Raw genomic sequence first — 16662 nt, 5'->3', positions numbered from 1 at the left:
GGGGACGATCACCTCATAGCCGGCAGGAGGAACAAGGCGGCGATCAACCACATGGTGATCACCGAGACGAGAATGAACAGCAGCACGTAAGTTTCGTACCATCGAAGGAAGTTGCCCGGCCGTGGACGCTTCCGAAATGCCGGGCCGACGAACTCGTCGGTGATGTCGCACTCTTCGTTGCGGTAGTCGAGCCAGTTCAACGCCCCGACGACGATCAGGATGCTGGTGAAGGCGGCGACGACCGTCACGAGGGCGAGTAGCCCGATCACTCCGCCACGCGCGGTGTCCGGTGCCAGGTCCCACTTCTGGTAGCCGACGAAGAGGAGCAGGGCCGCGCTGACCAGTGCGGTCGCGAGGGTTTGGTAAAGGGTGAGGAAGCGGTGCGCGTTCTCGTTCACCGCGTGGATCTGCTGCAGGATGTACCGGTACCGCTCCAGCGCGAACTCATTGCGAACCGAAGCCGTTTCCTGCCTGGTTTCTCCCGGTGCCGCCATCGCCCCCCACCCGTCCGATTCAGCAGCATAGGTAACTCACCTTTGCCCGGCTGCGGTTTCACGAATCCTCGTGGGCCGGCAGATGTCACGGCTGCCATGCGGAGACCACATCCTGTGGCCCCCACACCAGTCCGACTCCGCCGGACGCCACCTCGGCCGTCGTACCGGACAGGGACACGACGGCCAGGGCTGCCACGTTCGAAGAGAAGCCGGGGATCTCGGCGGCGCCCTCTACCAGGGCGGCCAGGTCGCGCTGGTCGAAGGGAGAGGCGAGCCACTTCACGGAGCCCGCGAAGAAGAGGGTCCCGGCCACCGGGGCGCGGTCAGCGCCGACGAGGTCGATCTCGGGTGCGAACCGGCGGTTCCACCAGCCGCCGACGACGTCTGTGTCGGGCCAGGGGAAATCGCCGGAGGCGGCGGCCAGTTCCAGGGCCTGACGGATCAGGGGTTCGACCGCCCGGCCCCGCCAGGCGGCCCAGCGACGCTCGACAACCCGGTACGCGGCCTCGGGTCGGCCACGTCGGGACAACTCGTGTGCGGAGCGCAGGGCGGCGAGGTAGAGGCGCAGGTTGCTGTCTGCGACGTGGTAGAGGGCGGGTTTGCCGGGCTTGGTCGAGAGGGGGGTCTCCGAGGCGAGGACGCGCTTCTCGTTGGTGAGGCGGCGCAGCAGAGGGGAGAGTATCCCGGAGGGCAGCGCTCCGCTCTGACTCCCCGCCGTCGCCGCGATGTTGGCGTGCGTACGATCGCCGCTGCCGACCGCCTCAAGGACTCGGCGAGCCTGGTCCGGTGCCGGGAACTCGGCCAGCAGGGTCGCCTCCGGCACGCCGAACAGAGGCGAGGCCGGGTCGGGGCACTCGGATCTGATGAAGTCCAGCGCCGGGGTGCCGCGCGGCCAGGTACGCAGAATCCCCGGCAGACCACCGGAGACGAGGTGTGCGTCGATGGCGTCTGCCGCGTCCAGCCCCAGAGCGTTTCCCGTCTCCGCCGGATTCAGCGGACCCAGGACGAAGTTGTCCGCACGTCCGTAGAAGGGGCGGTCGTACGCCGTGAACCGTTCCATCATGTGCAGATCGCTGCCGAGCAGGAGCAGCAGTACCGGACGGCTGGACAGCAACCGGTCCCAGGCGGTCTGCAGCGCGCCGTCGAACACGGGGTCCTGTTCGGCGAGCCAGGGGAGTTCGTCGAGTACGACGATGCTGGGAGCGTCGGGTAGCAGTGCGGCGAGGGTACGGAAGACGTCGGGCCAGGTGGTGGGGGCCGTCCCGGGCACGAGTTCCGGGTCGGCGGGGAGCGAGGACTCCCGCAGCTCCAGCATGAAGTCCGCGATGCCCTCCAAAGGCGATGCCCCCTTGATCGCGGTGTAGAAGACGTATGGCCGGCCCGAGCGGTCGCAGAACTCTTGCACGAGCCGCGACTTCCCTACCTGTCGACGTCCTCTTATGGCGACCGAGGCACCGGTGCCGTCGGCAGCGACGCGATCGAGGCGTTTACGGAGGAGAGCCAGCTCGGTCTCGCGGCCTACGAAGGGAGAGCGCATCGCCGGGGTCTCCGAGTTTACGTAGATTCAATCTATGTAGATCTGTTCTACCTTATCTCTCTGCTGCTCGGTCGCGCAACGAAAAGGGCCCGGAACCGTTCGGTCCCGGGCCCTTCTGGTCTTGTGTGGTTATGCGGGCTCGCCGCCGAAGCGCTCCTTGTACGTTTCCAGGTCCTCGTCCGTCAGCTTGGCGAAGAGGACCGGCGGGACCGTGAAGGGCGTGCCCGCGGGGACGGCGGTGAGGGACTTCGCCTCGGTCGGGGAGACCCAGGTCGCGGTGTCCTCCGGGAGGGCGAAGGCCTGGCGCATGGCGGCCGACGTCGTCGGGATGAAGGGTTCCGAGATCACCGCGTAGAGGTGGATCAGGTTCATCGCGGTGCGCAGGGTGAGGGCCGCGCCGTCCTGGTTCGTCTTGATCTCCAGCCAGGGGGCCTTCTCCTCCAGGTAGGAGTTGCCGGCCGACCACAGGGCGCGCAGGGCCGCGGCCGCCTTGCGGAACTGGAGGGACTCGAGCTGCGACTCGTACTCGGCGAGGAGCTCCGCGATCTGCTCGCCCAGCTTCCGCTCCGCCTCCCCCGGCTCGCCGCCCGCCGGGACCTCCTCGCCGAAGCGCTTCTTGGAGAACGACAGCACGCGGTTGACGAAGTTGCCGAGGGTGTCGGCCAGGTCCTTGTTCACCGTGGCCGTGAAGTGCTCCCAGGTGAAGGACGAGTCGTCCGACTCGGGAGCGTTGGCGATCAGGAAGTAGCGCCAGTAGTCCGCCGGGAGGATGTCCAGGGCCTGGTCGGTGAAGACGCCTCGCTTCTGGGACGTGGAGAACTTCCCGCCGTAGTACGTCAGCCAGTTGAAGGCCTTGACGTAGTCGACCTTCTTCCACGGCTCGCGGACGCCGAGCTCGGTCGCCGGGAACATCACCGTGTGGAAGGGGACGTTGTCCTTCGCCATGAACTCCGTGTAGCGGACGTCGGTGTCGACGTCGTACCACCACGACTTCCAGTCGCGGTTCTCCGGGTCGAGGTCCGACCACTCCTTCGTCGCTCCGATGTACTCGATCGGGGCGTCGAACCAGACGTAGAAGACCTTGCCCTCCGCCGCCAGCTCCGGCCAGGTGTCGGCCGGGACCGGGACGCCCCAGTCCAGGTCGCGGGTGATCGCGCGGTCGTGCAGGCCCTCGGTCAGCCACTTGTGGGCGATGGAGGAGGCCAGCTGCGGCCAGTCCTTGTCGTGGCGGGCCACCCACTCGCGGACCTCGTTCTCCAGCTTCGACTGGAGGAGGAAGAGGTGCTTGGTCTCACGGACCTCCAGGTCCGTGGAGCCGGAGATCGCCGAGCGCGGGTTGATCAGGTCGGTCGGGTCGAGGACGCGGGTGCAGTTCTCGCACTGGTCGCCGCGGGCCTTGTCGTATCCGCAGTGGGGGCAGGTGCCCTCGACATAGCGGTCCGGCAGGAAGCGGCCGTCGGCGGGCGAGTACACCTGGCGGATCGCCCGCTCCTCGATGAAGCCGTTCTCGTTGAGGCGGCGGGCGAAGTGCTGGGTGATCTCGACGTTCTGCGGGGAGGAGCTGCGGCCGAAGTAGTCGAAGGCCAGCGCGAAGCCGTCGTAGACCGCCTTCTGGGCGTCGTGCGCCTGGGCGCAGAAGTCCGCTACGGGGATGCCCTGCTCCTTCGCCGCGAGCTCGGCGGGGGTGCCGTGCTCGTCCGTCGCGCAGATGTACAGGACGTCGTGGCCGCGCTGGCGGAGGTACCGGGAGTACACGTCCGCCGGGAGCATGGACCCCACCATGTTGCCCAGGTGCTTGATTCCGTTGATGTACGGAAGGGCGCTGGTGATGAGGTGTCGAGCCATCGGGGGCTGCTCCCAGGTCGGTGGTTCTTGCTGGTTTGCGAACCTTGAAATCGTAGCCGACATGGGTGGGCCGCCCGCTTCCCGTTTTACGGGGTGGGAAGGGGCGGCCCGGGTGATCTCGTGGGTCGGGTTACGGGCGGGGGCTTACGGGCGCCAGTCGATCAGTACGCCGTCGTAGAGCTCCGCGTCCGTGAGTTCCAGCGGGGTGGGGCCCGCGTGGAAGAAGGCCGTGTTGTCGGTCTTCAGTTTGCGGAGGTAGTCGAAGGCCTTGTTGTCGTGGTCGCCGAACGCGACGAAGGAGAAGAACACCGAGGGGTGGGTCTTCGCGGCGTCGGTGAGGGCCTGGGTGGCGGGGGTCTTCGCGTCCGGGGCGCCGTCCGTCTGGAAGACCACCAGGGCGGGGGTCTTCGCGTCGGGGGTGTTCGCGTCGTAGTGGGCCAGTACGGCTTCCACGGCTGCGTGGTAGCTGGTACGGCCCATGCGGCCGAGGCCGGCGTGGGCGTCGTCGATGGCGGTCTCGGGGGAGGCCGGGGTGAGGTCGGTGGTGCCGTCGACCTCCGTGGAGAAGAAGACGACGTGGACGGAGGCGTTCTCGCTTCCGGCGGGGTCCAGGTGCTCGGCGAGGGCGAGGGTCTGGTCGGCGAGGGCCTGGGCGGAGCCGTCCTTGTAGTACGGGCGCATGCTCGCGGAGCGGTCGAGTACGAGGTAGACCTTCGCGCGGGCGGTGGTGAGGCCGGCCTTCGCCAGGGCGGTGGCCGGTGCGAGGTTGCCTTGCGGCGCGGGTTCCGGCTGCGGCGCGGGTTCCGGCTGCGCCTCGGCAGCGGGTTCGGCTCCCTCCGGGGCCTCCGGGGCCTCCGGGGCCGCCTGGACCGCGGGTTCGGCCTCCGCCTCGGCTGCGCCTTCGGCGGGGGTGTTCCCACCCGCACCACCCGTACCACTTTCGTCGTCGCCTGCGGGTGGCCCCTGTGGGGCTTCCTCGGCGTCGGCGGCTGCGGGCTCGTCCGCCTCGGCCGGGGCGGCTGTGGGCTCGGGGGTCTGCTGCGGCTCCTCGGCCTCGGCCTTCGCGACAGGCTCGGGGGCGGCCTCCACCTCAGGCTCGGGGGCGACCTCTGCGACCGGCTCCGGTTCCTCGGCCTCCGCGACCGGCGTGGGCTCCGGCTCGGAGGCGGCCTCTGCCTCCGGCTCAGCCTTTGCGGTCGGCTCCGCAGGCTCCTCCGGTGCCGTGGTGGGCTCCGGTTCCTCGACGGCCACCGGCTCAGGGGTCTGCTCCGGCTCCTCGGGCTCGGGCTCGGCCTCCGCGACCGGCGTGGGCTCCGGCTCAGGGGTGGCCTCGATCACGGGCTCGCGCTCCGGCTCGGGGACGGCCTCCGCCTCCGGCTCAGCCTCCGCGATCGGTTCCGCGGCAGCCTCCGGCTGCGGGGCGGCCTCAGTGGCCGGTTCCGGCTGTTCTTCAGGCTTGGGGGCGGCCTCCGTGGTCACCTCGTCCAGCGGCTCCGACGGCCTCGGCACCGTGACGTTGTCGAAGGCTGCCGCTACCAGTTCGTGCTCGTCCTGGTCCTCCGTGGACGACGAACGCGGTTCCGGGACCTGCGCGGATGCCGTCGGCTGCGGCTCGGGGGAGGGGGCCGGGACCGTTGGTTCCGGAGTGTGCGAAGAGGTGAGGTCCGCACCCTCTGCTTCGGCGGCACGCCCCTTGCGTGACCTGCCGAACGCGTTCCGCAGGAGAGTGAGAATGCCCATGTGCGCAACCCTTCGCGTGAGTTGATCCCGTCAATCCCTGGCCAGGACGGACACGTAAGGTTAGCGGCCCCAGATGGCGATCTTGGGCAGGGGCAAGGCCACAGTACGGCCACATGTGTCAACCACGCGTCAACGGGGACGCCTCGTGTTCCAGCCACTCCCGGTACGCCGGTGCCCGGCCGGCCGACTCCCAGTACGCCTCCTCCAGCGCGGGCAGGGCGCCGTCCAGGTCGGTTTCCGTGCGGGCCGCCAGCAGGAGGCGTACGCCGAGGGGGTCGCCCTGGAGGCGGCGTACTGCCATGTCGGGGTGGGAGATCGCGGTCGGCTGGCAGACGGTGACGACCTCGCCGGTCGCCACCAGGGCGGCGGCCGTGTGGTAGTCGCCGTGCAGGACGTGCGGGTTGATGCCCGCCGTGCGGAACATGCGCTGGACTGCGTCCCATTCGCCGTCCACGGTCGGATCGATCATCCAGCGGTCGGTGGCCAGGTCGGAGAGGCGGACCACGGGATGCGCCGTTGCGGGGTGGTCGGCCGAGAGGTACACGAACTGCGGTTCGCGTTCGACCAGGGTGCGCAGGCGCAGGCCCTCGGGGATGCGCAAGGGGCTGCCCTCGACCTCGTGCACGAAGGCCACGTCCAGCTGGCCGTCGGCGACCATGCGCAGCAGGGCGTTCGGGGAGACGTTCATGTGCAGGGTGGGGTCCTGGCCGCGGGCGCGCAGGCGGCGGAGCCAGCCCGCCAGGGCCTTGCTCGCGGTGGAGCCGACGCGCAGTTCGGGGCCCCCGGTCGCCGCGGCCCGCGCCTCGCTGACCAGGGAGCGCATTTCGGCCACCAGCGGGCGGGCGCGGCTCAGCACCAGGCTGCCCAGGGGGGTGGGCCGGCAGCCGGTGCGGGCGCGGACGAACAGCGTGCCGCCCAGCTCCTGCTCGATACGGCGCAGCTGCGTGCTCAACGACGGCTGGGCGACGCCCAGTTGGCGGGCGGCGCGATGCAGACTGCCGGTGTCGGCTATGGCGCACAGCGCGCGGAGGTGTCTCACCTCTAGGTCCATGCCCTCGGAGCGTAAAGCGGAACCCAAGGTTTCACCAGCCTCACAAATCACTCCCGATGCATATGAATTGGGTGCCTCGACGGCTGGTGATACGTGCGTACTATCGGCGGTTGCCATCATCACAGCCGTTCCACAGGGGCCGAAACTCAGCTTCGACGACTCACCCCCCACCTAGGAGTCATCGATGCGCAAGCGCACCTCTGTATCTGTCATGCCCATATCCACCCGGGCGGTGGCCGCCGTCGGCCTCAGCCTCGCGGTCTCCGGCCTGGGTACGGCGGTTCCGGCCGCCGCGGCCCCGGCTCCCGCCCCCTACTCCGGCTACACCGGCTCGTCCGCGGAGGCCAAGGCCGACCAGGCGTTCTTCCAGGCGGTCCTCAGGTCGGTCGCCGAGAAGCGGGCCGCCCACCCGAACAGCGCCGCCGCTGTCACGGTCACCTACGACCCGTCCGGGGCGCCGACGTTCAGCGCCCAGATAGCCCGCGCCGCCCAGATCTGGAACGGCGCCGAGTCGAACGTGAAGCTCCAGGCCGGTTCGTCGGGCGCCGACTTCGGCTACCGCGAGGGCAACGACTCCCGCGGCTCGTACGCCTCGACCGACGGTCACGGCGGCGGCTATGTCTTCCTCGACTACGCGCAGAACAAGGAGTACGACTCCACCCGCGTCACCGCCCACGAGACCGGCCACGTCCTCGGCCTGCCCGACCACTACGAGGGCCCGTGCAGCGAGCTGATGTCGGGCGGCGGTCCCGGCACGTCCTGCACGAACCCCAACCCGGACGCCAACGAGCGCGCCAAGGTCGACCAGTTGTGGGCCAACGGGTTCCGGGCCGCGCTGGACAAGGCCCTCAGCGACAAGTCCCTGAGCGACAAGGCCCTGCACAAGAGCACGCGTTAGCCGCCACTCCCCACACGGTGCGGCCGCCCTCCTGCACAGGGCGGCCGCACCCCTCTGTGTCCGGGCGAGGATCAGTGCGGTGACGCGATCGCCCGCGCCGCCGCCACCTCCTGCCGCAGCGGCTCCAGCACGCTGCCCGCCGGCCCGGTGAGGTCCGTACGGACCGGGTACAGGACCTCCGTGTCCCGCAGACCCTGCGCCAACTCGCCCAGTTGCATGGCCACTTGGCGGACCTCGGCGGCGGACGGAGTGGCCGCACCGTGCCGTACCCGCACCGCCGCGGCCGTCGTGGCGTCCACGATCCGCTCCACGGCGACGACCAGCGGCCACCAGGCGGCGGCCCGGCGGCCGGTCGGCGGCGGTTCGGTCAGGGCGCGCTGGAACTCCGTACGGATGACGGACAGATCGCGGTAGAGGCGGCGTCGCATCCGGGCACGGGCGGCCGGTTCGGAGCCGTCGCCGAAGGCGGACTCGACGTACTGCGCGGTGTTCGCGACCGCGTCCGCGAGCCGGTCGCCGACCCGGGTGTGCCAGCTCTCCGGCCAGAGGAGGTAGCCGGCGACCAGCGCGATGCCGCAGCCGATGAGGGAGTCGACCAGGCGGGGCAGGAGCAGGGCCGTGCCCTGGTGGTTCAGGATGTCGGAGAGGAGGAGGATCACGGGCGTGATGGCGGCCGTCTGGTAGCCGTAGCCGCGCGGGGTGAACGCCGGGATCAGCGGGGCGAGGACCAGCATCACCGGTACGTCCCACCAGCCGCGCGGCACCGCCGCGAGCACCGCCGCCGCGATCACCAGGCCCGCCACCGTGCCCACGGCCCGCAGCAGCGCCCGCGAGAAGACCGAGCCGAAGTCGGGCTTCAGGACGAAGGTGATGGTGAGGGCGACCCAGTACGAGCGCGGCACCGGGACGATCGACACCAGGGCCTGCGCGATGCCGATGCAGAGTGCGAGGCGCAGACCGTAGCGCCAGGAGTTGGCGGAGAGGGTGACGTTGCGGGAGGCGCGGGCCACGCGGATGGACAGCCCGGCGGGGCGGCCGAGGCGGTCGTCGATGCCCCTCGGGTCCACGTCCGGTGCGGTGACGACCTCGGCGGCGTGCCGCAGCGCGTGGTCGACGGCGCGGGCTGTCTCCGACGTGGGCACGGGCAGCGCCAGCCCTATCGGTCCCGTGTAGCCGGTCTCCACGGCCTGCGCGAGATGGCGTACGGCCTCGGGGACCTCCGGCGGCAGGGCCGTGCCGCTCAGCCGGGCGGCGGGGGCGGCCTCCACGACCGGGGTGATGGCGTTCAACTGGGCGAGCAGGCGGGTGAGTTCGGGGCTGCGGCCGTGGTGGCGGGCGCGGCGGGCGAGGACGAGGTCGTATGACTGGTTCAGGGACTGGGTGACGGTGTGGCGCGCGGCGTCGTACTCCTCCGTGCCGCCTGCCGCCATCAGCGAGGCCACCGTCCGGTACGTGTCCGCGACCGCCGCCCGCTCCGGCACCCCGGACCTGAGCGGCCAGGCGAGCAGCGCGAGGAGGAGGACGAGGAGGCCGCCGCCTGACATCAGCGCCGGGGCCAGCCACCAGTCGCCGGGCAGGGGCAGTCCCGCGCCGACCACGGCGTTGAGGAGCAGCAGCAGCCCCGACACCGAGGCGACCGCCCCGATCGTCGAGATCATCCCGGAGACCAGCGCGATGCCGGTGACCGCGGCGACCGCGACCCATCCGTGCCCGAACGCCAGCGAGCCCAGGGTCACGCCGATCGCGCCGAAGAGCTGCGGGATCGCGATGTTGAGGATCCGCATGCGGTACGCGTCCGCGGTGTCGCCGATGACGCCGGACAGGGCGCCCATGGAGGCCAGCGCTCCGTAGGCGGGCCGGCCCACCGCGAGACCGATCGCCAGCGGGAGCGCCATCGCGATCGCCGCGCGCGCCATGGCGGCCCAGTTGACGGGGGCCTGCTGGGGCCGGAGGTTCCTTACCAGCCAGTCGGGAGGGGTGAGGCCGGCGGGGAACTCTCGGGGCATGCGCCCATTATGAGCACCACGGCCCGCCTCATCCGCCCTGGTGAAGCGTGACGTCCACCAGCAGCGCGCGGTGGTCGGTGTCGGTGAGGTCCAGGAAGCGGGCGGTGCTCGCCGAGAAGTCCCGGGAGACGAGTACGTGGTCGATCTGGGTGCCGAAGGTGGGGGCGGTGCGGGCGGGCCAGGTGGGGGTGCGGGTGTGGCCCGTGAGCCGGGCCGTGTCGCGTAGGCCGGTGTCGAGGATGCGGCGGAAGGCGGCGTGGTCCTGGGTGGCGTTGAAGTCGCCGGCCAGGATCATGGGCGTGCGGGCGGCGGCGGCAGCGTCCCGGAGCCGCCCGAGCTCCCGGTGCCAGAGGCCGACCTGGCCGGGCAGCGGGGGCATGGGGTGCGCCAGCTGGAGCCGGACGGCATGTCCGCGCACATCGGCGACGGCACCGGGCATGCCCATGGTCCCGGTCACGCCCGCCGTGGCCTTGAGCGGAACGCGGCTGAGGATGATCGAGCCGTGGCTGCCACCCGCCGCCACGGCCTGCCGGTAGGGGTAGTCGGCGCCGAAGTCCCGCTTCAGCCGGGCCTGGCAGGTGTACTCGCACTCCTCCACGAACACGATGTCCGGCTTGTGGCGCCGGATCTCGGGGACGAGGGAGCCGGTCCCGCGGCCGAACTCGACGTTCGAGGTCAGCACCTTGAACTCCGCAACAGGGGTGCCGCCGGGCTCGTCCGTCTTCCCGTACGGCTCGATGAACCACGCCAGCAGTCCGAGGACGACGATCGACCACACCATCGCCAGCCGCCGGCGCGCGTGCAGGGCGAGGAGCAGGGCCAGTCCGGTAGGGGCGATCAGCCAGGGCAGGAAGGCGAGCACCTGGGGGACCGGGGTGATGCCGTCGCTGTCGGCGGCCCGGCAGCCGACGACCACGCTCACCGCGGCGAGCAGCAGCCCGGCGCACCAGGCCGCGAAGCGCCGCCCGGCCCGCCGTACCGGCTCGTCCTCAGGCGCAGCGGTCCACTCGGCAGCCGCAGTGTCCAAGGCCGGGCCCTCCGCTCACGAGTGGGATGCCCGAATCATCCCCCGGCGGAGTCGATGCGCGCCAGGAAACTCTCCAGCGCCTCGTTGAACTCCTTCGGCCGCTCCAGGTTCGGCATGTGGGCCGTGCCCTCGATGACGTGGAGCGTCGAGTCGGGGAGCGTCGCGTGCATCGCCTCGGCGTCGGCGACCGGGGTGTAGGTGTCGTCGGCGCCCACGACCACCAGGGCCGGGACCGTGACGGTGGTGAGCAGCTCGCGGTAGTCCGGGCGGGCGGCGCGGGCGCGCAGCGCCGCCGCGGCGGACTCGGGGCGGGTGGCCGTCATCATGCGGTGGACATGCGCCTTGACCTCGGCGGAGGCGTACGGCGCGACCATCTTCTCCAGCACCTCGTCGGCGTAGCCGCGCATGCCCTCCCGCAGCAGGCGAGCGGCCATGGCGTGACGCACCTCGGCGCCGTCGGGTGTCTCCGGTGCCGGGAAGGTGTCGGCGAGGACCAGGCCGCTCACGCGGCCGGGGAACTGCCGGTAGAAGTCCATGACGATCTGGCCGCCCATGGAGAGACCGGCGAGCACGCACGACTCCACCCCCAGCTCGTCCAGCAGCGCCGCGAGGTCCTGCGCGAACTCCTCGAAGCGCGTGACCTCCGGAGCGGAAGGGGAGGCGCCGTAGCCGCGCAGGTCGGGGGCGATCACCCGGCGGGAGCCGGAGAACGCCTCCAGCTGCGGGTTCCACATGGTGTGGTCGAAGGGGTGGCCGTGGACGAGGACCAGCGGAAATGGCATGACCTCGACCCTAGGGCGGCCCAACTCCTCAGTGCAATAAGATCTTTGCCCTCGGTGCAATGCCGACAACGGCAACAACAGGGGGCCCAGTGGACGCGTACCGGCGGATAGCCGACCGCATAGCCGACGACATCGCCGCCGGACGGCTCCGGCCGGGCGAACGGCTGCCTCCGCAGCGGACGTTCGCCAGACGGCACGGCATCGCGGCCTCCACAGCGGAGCGGGCGTACGGCGAGCTGGTGCGGCGGGGGCTCGTGGTGGGCGAGGTCGGCCGCGGCACCTTCGTACGGGCCGCGCGGACCGGACCCGCCGGGCGGGCACTCACCGAGCCGGCGACCGCCGCCCCGGTGAACATGGAGCTCAACTACCCTTCCGCCCCCGGCCAGTCGGAGCTGCTCGCCCCCGCCCTCGCGCCGATGCTGCGCCCCGACGTCCTCACCGAGGCGCTGCGCCCGGCCCCCGCCGCCGGGACCGCGCAGGCCCGCGAGGCGGTGGCGGCCCTGCTCGCCACCCCGGGCTGGCGCCCGGCCCCCGACCGGCTGCTCTTCACCGGCAACGCCCGCCAGGCCATCGCCGCGGCCCTCGCCTCCCTCGTACGGCCGGGCGGCCGTGTGGGGGTCGAGGAGCTGACGTATCCGCTGGTCAAGGAGATCGCGGGCAGGCTGGGCATCCGGCTGGTGCCGCTGGACACGGACGCGGGCGGGCTGCGTCCGGAGTCTGTCGCGGCCGCCCACCGGGCCGCTCCCCTGTCCGCCCTGTACGTCCAGCCGACCCTGCACAACCCCACCTCGGTGACGACGGGCGAGGTGCGCCGGCGTCAACTCGCCGAGACCGTCGCCGACTTGGACATCCCTGTCGTGGAGGACCGCATCTGGTCCTTCCTCGCGGACCCGGCCGGGGCCGCCGACCCCCTCGCCGCGTACGCCCCTCACCTCACCCATGTCGTCGACGGCCTCTCCAAGCGGGTCGCGCCCGGGCTCACGGCCGGCTTTCTCGTCGTACCGGCGCATCGCGTGGAGTCGGTGGCCGCGGCCGTGCGGTCCGGGGGGTGGAGTGCCGGGCGGTTCGCGCTGGAGGCGGGGGTGCGGTGGATCGGGGACGGGACGGTGGAGCGGCTGGTGGCGGCCAAGCGGGAGGATGCGGCGCGCCGGCAGCGGCTGGTCGCCGAGCACCTGGACGGCTTTCGGGTGCGGTGCGATCCGCGGGCCTACTTCGCCTGGTGGGAGCTGCCTGCGCCGTGGCGCGCGGACACGTTCACGGCGGCGGCGGCCGTGCAGGGGGTCGCCGTCACGCCGGGGACTGCCTTCGTGGTCGACCCCAAACGCACCCCGGACGCCGTCAGGCTGGGACTCGCGTCGGCTGCTCTGCCTGATCTGGAGTGGGCCCTGCGGGTGCTTGCCGGCGTGGTGCTAAGGGCTCCGCTGTAGATCCGATTCGTCCGCGGGTGCTTCGTGGCTGGTCGCGCCCCGCCGCGGAGCCGCAGATCGACGCCGTCCCGCGCCCCTGTGGGGCGCCCTTGGTTGCCGGAAGCGTCCGGTGAGCCAGGCGGCCAGCGCGACCGTCAGGCCCAGGGCGATCAGGAGCCAGCACGCCTGGCGGAGGGTTGCCGTGAGGGCGTCGTAGACGGCGGCCGCGGCCGGCTGCTGGGTCTCGTCGGGGAGGTCGGCAAGGGTGAGATGGCGGCCGATCGTGACGGCCAGGGCGAGCAGTGCGCCGCCGAGTGCCGTACCGAGCGCGGTCGCGGTGACCGCTCGGCGGCGGCAGGCGGCGACGGCGATCCCGGTCACGGCGAAGACGACGGCCGCCACCGGCAGCCAGAAACCGGCGACTTCCAGCACGTGGAATCCCTTCCGGAGGCGGTCCAGTTCCTGGGCCGGGAGCACCGCGACCTCGGTGTGCTCGACCGGGATACGGTTCGCCAACGGGACGTGGTCCACGGCGAGTTGATGCATGACCTGGGCGGTGAGGGGGGCGAGGTCGACGGTGACGTCGCGCTCGCTCTTGTCGTGCAGGGCGCGCAGCACGGCGTCGTGGACCGCCCGGTTCCCTGAGTCCCAGGCCAGGCGGAAGGCCTCGGTACCGGTGAAGGAGTGCACCGCGTCGTGCACGAAGGGGCGCACGGTGCCCCGCAGCGGCCGTACGTCCCCCCGGTCGTCGACCTGCTCCATGATCCCGGCGCCGACGGTGTCCGCGACGGCGTCCCGCACGGCGGGGTCCCCGGCGAGCGGCGCCATCGTCGTGACGTAGCGGCTCGTGTCGGCGAGGTCGTACGCCGCCCAGGCCGCGAGCGTTCCGCACGGCGCGAGCAGACACGCGAGGGCGATCAGTGCCGCCGACAGGGCGTGCCGCAGACGCTCAGATCGCTTGGGGGCCACCTTTCCAGGCAACGGCCCGGGGGCCGGGCGCGCGAGCGGGGCGCGTCCATACGGGTGCTGTCCGGGCGCCCCGCACCGTAGGGCCTGTACGGCGGATCGGCTCGGCGTCGCGGGCCCCGGCACGCTCTCGGCCTCGCCCGAGCGGGGGCCCATGACCCCGCTCGGGCCCGCCGGAAGGCGCAGTTCCCCGCACCCGACCTGATCCGCCGGACAGGCCCTCGTGCCGGTCAGCGGATGCGGTTGCCGACGGCGTCCTCCCGCGTGTAGTAGCGGTAGAAGAACACCAGGAAGACGCCCGCGGTGACAACCACGCCCAGGGCCACGGACCGGTAGACCGACTCGCCGGTCTGGCTGTAGAGGAAGGCGACCGCGGCGCCCGCGAAGCCGGACTTCACCAGTGAGTGCAGTTCGCGCTTGAGCAGCGGCGCGAACGTCGCGACGGCGATGCACAGCACGATGAACACGGCCGCCGTGACGAAGCCGAACAGGATGTTCCAGCCGGTGATGTCGCCGCCGCCGCGCCGGTTGGACGCGGCCCAGAAGCCGTAGACGAGCCCGAGGGCCACGGGGATCCCGTACCGCCCCATGGTGTGGACGTGCTCGTCGAACAGGTCGGGTGTGCGCGTGGGCCGGGCCGCGCGGTTCAGCCTGACCCTGCCCATCATTCCGCCGGACGTGGGTGCCGCTTGAGCCATGAGAGCACTCCTCTCTCTCCTCGCCCCCGCCTACCAGAGCACACCTGGAGGCAGGGCCTGGCAAGTCGGTGGGCGGGGGCAGTTCCGGGGTGCGGTGCGCGGCCGGAGGGAGCGAGGGGCATTTTTGCGCGATCTTGACCGGGATTGGATTTCCCTTTTCCATGGTTTGGCGGGCCTGCTACCGGGCGTTCCTAGACTCCCCAAAAGCAACGCACGCGCTTGCAAACAATGGGGGACTCATGGGGGACGGATTCCACGTCGACCCGGACGTACTGCTCAAGTACGCGGCACAGGCCGAGCAACACCTCGACGACCTTCCACGGGTGGCCTCCGCGCTCGCCCACATCACCGTGCCGGGCGGTGCGTTCGGCAAGCTGCCGGACTCCGACGAGCTGCATTCCGCCTACCTGGAGCACGCCGCTGCCGCCGAACACAACGTCCGCGACCTCGTCTCCGTCCTTGCCGATGTGGCCAAGGGGCTCCGGGACGTCGGTGGCCAGTATCTGAGCAACGAGTACGACCTCGGCCAGGGGATGGACGGCATCGGCGCATGAGCGACACGGCAGCCGCATACGCCTGGACGAAGAAGGAACCCGCGCCGCTCCCGCCGCTGGAGGACGTGGAGCCCAGCCAGGAACACGGCCTGGACGCCGGCATCGACGACCTCGTCCGGGGCGTCCTGGAGGCGACCGGCATGCTCGACGAGCTGGAGAAGGTCACCGGCATGCCGGCGCAGCTGCATGAAGCGGCGCAGAGCTGGCACGGCCAGGCGAAGGCGCTCCAGTCGCTGGCCGACACCCTGCGCATGGGCGCCGCGAAGCTTCCCGCGCACTGGGAGGGGGAGGCTTCGGAGTCCTTCGGCCGCGGCATGGGCGAGTTCGTCGCCGCCATCGACGGGACCGCCGAGGACATGGGCCGGACCGCGGAGATCCTCAACAGCGCCGCCAAGGAGTGCAAGCTCGCCGAGGACACCGTCGTCGCCATCATCCGCGAGGCGATCGAGATGATCGCCATGACGGTGGCCGCGGGACTCATCACCGACCTGCTGACGGCCGGCCTGGCCACCGCCGTGGACGCGCTGGCGGTGGACGCCGAGGTCGCCGTCTACGTGGAGCGGGTGGAACAGGTCTCCTCCAAGCTCGGGACCGCCCTGCGTGACCTGATGAAGGCCGTGAAGGACATGCGGGCCGGGGAGGCGAAGTTCAAGGACGTGGTCAAGGCCGCCAAGGGTGTCCGCAAGATGTCCGGCTGGCGCGGCATGGGTGGTGAGGGCACGCACAAGGGCCTGGTGTGGGCCGCCCACCACGAAGGGATGAAGCAGCTCAAGGAGCACGTCTTCAAGCCCCTCTTCGGGGAGGTCCCCGGGCTCACCGGAGACCCGGCGGGGCCCGTCAAGGAGGCACTCCACAGCGACACCGTGAAGGAGGCCGAGGCGCGCGACCGGCAGCTCGCCCAGGAGCAGCCCTACCGGGTGAACAAGCGCAGCATCGAGGAGGACTTCGGATGACGGAACGGGACGTACGCCGTCAGGAGTACGCCGCCCGGGGCCTCCTGAGTGGTGAGCAGCTGTGCCGTGTCTTCTCCGCCGGGCTGGATCCACTGGCGCCGGAGGGCGTCCCGCGCCGCCATCGTCCGCCGCGTGCGCCGGGGAGCGGAACGGAGGACCGGAGCTTCCGCGGCCTGCGGGTGCTGCTGCTTCCCTTCCACTGGATGGCCGTGGCGGGTGCTGTGCTGACGTACCCGCTGGAGAAGCTGGAGGACTGGTTCTGGGGAGGCTTCGGCATCCGGCGGCTGGTGCGCGGCCGGGTGTGGCACGGCGGCTGGGAGAGCGACGCGGGCCGCTTTGTGATCGCGGTGCGTGCGGGTGACGGACGAGGGACCTTCCGGAACGACGGTTTCCTGCTGACGTTCACCGACCGCCGAGTGCTGCTGCTCAGCAAGCCGCTCTCGCCGGAACGCGAAACCCCCAGGCTCTACGGGGAGTACCCCCGGCAAGTGCCCTGCCTGCGCCGCGAGCCGCACCCGGCCCGCCACCGCAACCGCGTGGACCTAGCCTTCCCGGACGGCTCCTGGGTCGCGCTCGCGATCGGCAGCCGGGACCAGGTCGACGAGGTACGGCAGTACCTGGCGGCCTCCGGCCCGACGCCGGGTTTTCGGTCCTGACACCCACCTTTGCACCCGCAGCGGTTACGGTGCTGCCGTAAGTGATCGA

15 protein-coding genes are annotated in these 16662 nt (G+C 71.4%); 5 read left to right on the top strand and 10 right to left on the bottom strand.

What is annotated here, in order from left to right; all coding sequences use genetic code 11:
* Positions 1–8: 8 nt before the first annotated feature.
* The 5 genes from LJ657_RS25165 to LJ657_RS25145 all read right to left on the bottom strand — a co-directional run bounded on the left by LJ657_RS25165 (position 9) and on the right by LJ657_RS25145 (position 6667).
* Entirely contained in the window at positions 9–494 is a 486-nt protein-coding gene (locus LJ657_RS25165; protein WP_232651022.1) for a hypothetical protein, read from the bottom strand.
* Positions 495–579: 85 nt separating this feature from the next.
* Entirely contained in the window at positions 580–2031 is a 1452-nt protein-coding gene (locus tag LJ657_RS25160) for an AAA family ATPase (RefSeq protein ID WP_232651021.1), read from the bottom strand.
* A 129-nt stretch (positions 2032–2160) separates the two neighbouring features.
* Positions 2161–3876: a methionine--tRNA ligase gene (metG, locus tag LJ657_RS25155; RefSeq protein WP_232651020.1), complete on the bottom strand. Its 1716-nt coding sequence runs from the start codon at positions 3874–3876 to the stop codon at positions 2161–2163.
* A 144-nt stretch (positions 3877–4020) separates the two neighbouring features.
* Entirely contained in the window at positions 4021–5616 is a 1596-nt protein-coding gene (locus LJ657_RS25150) for a VWA domain-containing protein (protein WP_232651019.1), read from the bottom strand.
* 118 nt (positions 5617–5734) lie between these two features.
* On the bottom strand, positions 5735–6667 hold the full coding sequence (locus LJ657_RS25145) for a LysR family transcriptional regulator (protein WP_232651018.1): 933 nt from the start codon (positions 6665–6667) through the stop codon (positions 5735–5737).
* A gap of 211 nt (positions 6668–6878) precedes the next feature.
* Here LJ657_RS25145 and snpA point away from each other — a divergent pair, with 211 nt between their 5' ends.
* Positions 6879–7565, top strand: a complete 687-nt coding sequence (gene snpA, locus LJ657_RS25140) for a snapalysin (RefSeq protein WP_232651017.1) — start codon at positions 6879–6881, stop codon at positions 7563–7565.
* 71 nt (positions 7566–7636) lie between these two features.
* On the opposite strand, the gene LJ657_RS25135 is transcribed toward snpA, so the two are convergent.
* The 3 genes from LJ657_RS25135 to LJ657_RS25125 are packed head-to-tail and all read right to left on the bottom strand — an operon-like array spanning position 7637 to position 11380.
* Positions 7637–9571, bottom strand: coding sequence for an FUSC family protein (locus LJ657_RS25135; protein ID WP_232651016.1), 1935 nt, complete (start codon positions 9569–9571; stop codon positions 7637–7639).
* Positions 9572–9599: 28 nt separating this feature from the next.
* Positions 9600–10598, bottom strand: coding sequence for an endonuclease/exonuclease/phosphatase family protein (locus LJ657_RS25130; protein ID WP_232651015.1), 999 nt, complete (start codon positions 10596–10598; stop codon positions 9600–9602).
* 35 nt (positions 10599–10633) lie between these two features.
* Entirely contained in the window at positions 10634–11380 is a 747-nt protein-coding gene (locus tag LJ657_RS25125; protein ID WP_232651014.1) for an alpha/beta fold hydrolase, read from the bottom strand.
* 89 nt (positions 11381–11469) lie between these two features.
* On the opposite strand from LJ657_RS25125, the gene LJ657_RS25120 reads away from it, so the two are divergent.
* Positions 11470–12807: an aminotransferase-like domain-containing protein gene (locus tag LJ657_RS25120; RefSeq protein WP_232651013.1), complete on the top strand. Its 1338-nt coding sequence runs from the start codon at positions 11470–11472 to the stop codon at positions 12805–12807.
* On the opposite strand, the gene LJ657_RS25115 is transcribed toward LJ657_RS25120, so the two are convergent.
* Positions 12790–13755 (bottom strand): hypothetical protein, encoded by a 966-nt coding sequence (locus tag LJ657_RS25115; RefSeq protein WP_232651012.1) that lies wholly within the window; start codon positions 13753–13755, stop codon positions 12790–12792. The two genes, LJ657_RS25120 and LJ657_RS25115, sit on opposite strands and share 18 nt — an antisense overlap.
* Before the next feature lie 227 nt (positions 13756–13982).
* Positions 13983–14450 (bottom strand): hypothetical protein, encoded by a 468-nt coding sequence (locus tag LJ657_RS25110; protein WP_232651011.1) that lies wholly within the window; start codon positions 14448–14450, stop codon positions 13983–13985.
* 239 nt (positions 14451–14689) lie between these two features.
* Between LJ657_RS25110 and LJ657_RS25105 the strand changes: the two genes are divergently transcribed.
* The 3 genes from LJ657_RS25105 to LJ657_RS25095 are packed head-to-tail and all read left to right on the top strand — an operon-like array spanning position 14690 to position 16613.
* Entirely contained in the window at positions 14690–15004 is a 315-nt protein-coding gene (locus LJ657_RS25105; protein ID WP_232651010.1) for a hypothetical protein, read from the top strand.
* Positions 15001–15957: a WXG100 family type VII secretion target gene (locus tag LJ657_RS25100; protein WP_232651009.1), complete on the top strand. Its 957-nt coding sequence runs from the start codon at positions 15001–15003 to the stop codon at positions 15955–15957. The genes LJ657_RS25105 and LJ657_RS25100 overlap by 4 nt, the downstream gene beginning before the upstream one ends.
* The gene (locus tag LJ657_RS25095) at positions 15954–16613 is read left to right on the top strand and encodes a hypothetical protein (protein ID WP_232651008.1); all 660 of its coding nucleotides are present in this window, start codon (positions 15954–15956) and stop codon (positions 16611–16613) included. Before LJ657_RS25100 ends, LJ657_RS25095 begins: the two co-directional genes overlap by 4 nt.
* Positions 16614–16662 lie beyond the last annotated feature (49 nt).

This window comes from Streptomyces guryensis (genome assembly GCF_021261325.1).
Classification (GTDB): Bacteria; Actinomycetota; Actinomycetes; order Streptomycetales; family Streptomycetaceae; genus Streptomyces; species Streptomyces guryensis.
Note: the sequence above shows the minus strand (reverse complement) of the source record. Positions and strands in the feature narration are given on the sequence as shown.

Excerpts from the sequence above, each read along its gene's own strand:
- LJ657_RS25165 (WP_232651022.1), bottom strand. The coding sequence starts at position 494 with ATGGCGGCACCGGGAGAAACCAGGCAGGAAACGGCTTCGGTTCGCAAT.
- LJ657_RS25160 (WP_232651021.1), bottom strand. The coding sequence starts at position 2,031 with ATGCGCTCTCCCTTCGTAGGCCGCGAGACCGAGCTGGCTCTCCTCCGT.
- metG (WP_232651020.1), bottom strand. The coding sequence starts at position 3,876 with ATGGCTCGACACCTCATCACCAGCGCCCTTCCGTACATCAACGGAATC.
- LJ657_RS25150 (WP_232651019.1), bottom strand. The coding sequence starts at position 5,616 with ATGGGCATTCTCACTCTCCTGCGGAACGCGTTCGGCAGGTCACGCAAG.
- LJ657_RS25145 (WP_232651018.1), bottom strand. The coding sequence starts at position 6,667 with ATGGACCTAGAGGTGAGACACCTCCGCGCGCTGTGCGCCATAGCCGAC.
- snpA (WP_232651017.1), top strand. The coding sequence starts at position 6,879 with ATGCCCATATCCACCCGGGCGGTGGCCGCCGTCGGCCTCAGCCTCGCG.
- LJ657_RS25135 (WP_232651016.1), bottom strand. The coding sequence starts at position 9,571 with ATGCCCCGAGAGTTCCCCGCCGGCCTCACCCCTCCCGACTGGCTGGTA.
- LJ657_RS25125 (WP_232651014.1), bottom strand. The coding sequence starts at position 11,380 with ATGCCATTTCCGCTGGTCCTCGTCCACGGCCACCCCTTCGACCACACC.
- LJ657_RS25110 (WP_232651011.1), bottom strand. The coding sequence starts at position 14,450 with ATGGCTCAAGCGGCACCCACGTCCGGCGGAATGATGGGCAGGGTCAGG.
- LJ657_RS25105 (WP_232651010.1), top strand. The coding sequence starts at position 14,690 with ATGGGGGACGGATTCCACGTCGACCCGGACGTACTGCTCAAGTACGCG.
- LJ657_RS25100 (WP_232651009.1), top strand. The coding sequence starts at position 15,001 with ATGAGCGACACGGCAGCCGCATACGCCTGGACGAAGAAGGAACCCGCG.
- LJ657_RS25095 (WP_232651008.1), top strand. The coding sequence starts at position 15,954 with ATGACGGAACGGGACGTACGCCGTCAGGAGTACGCCGCCCGGGGCCTC.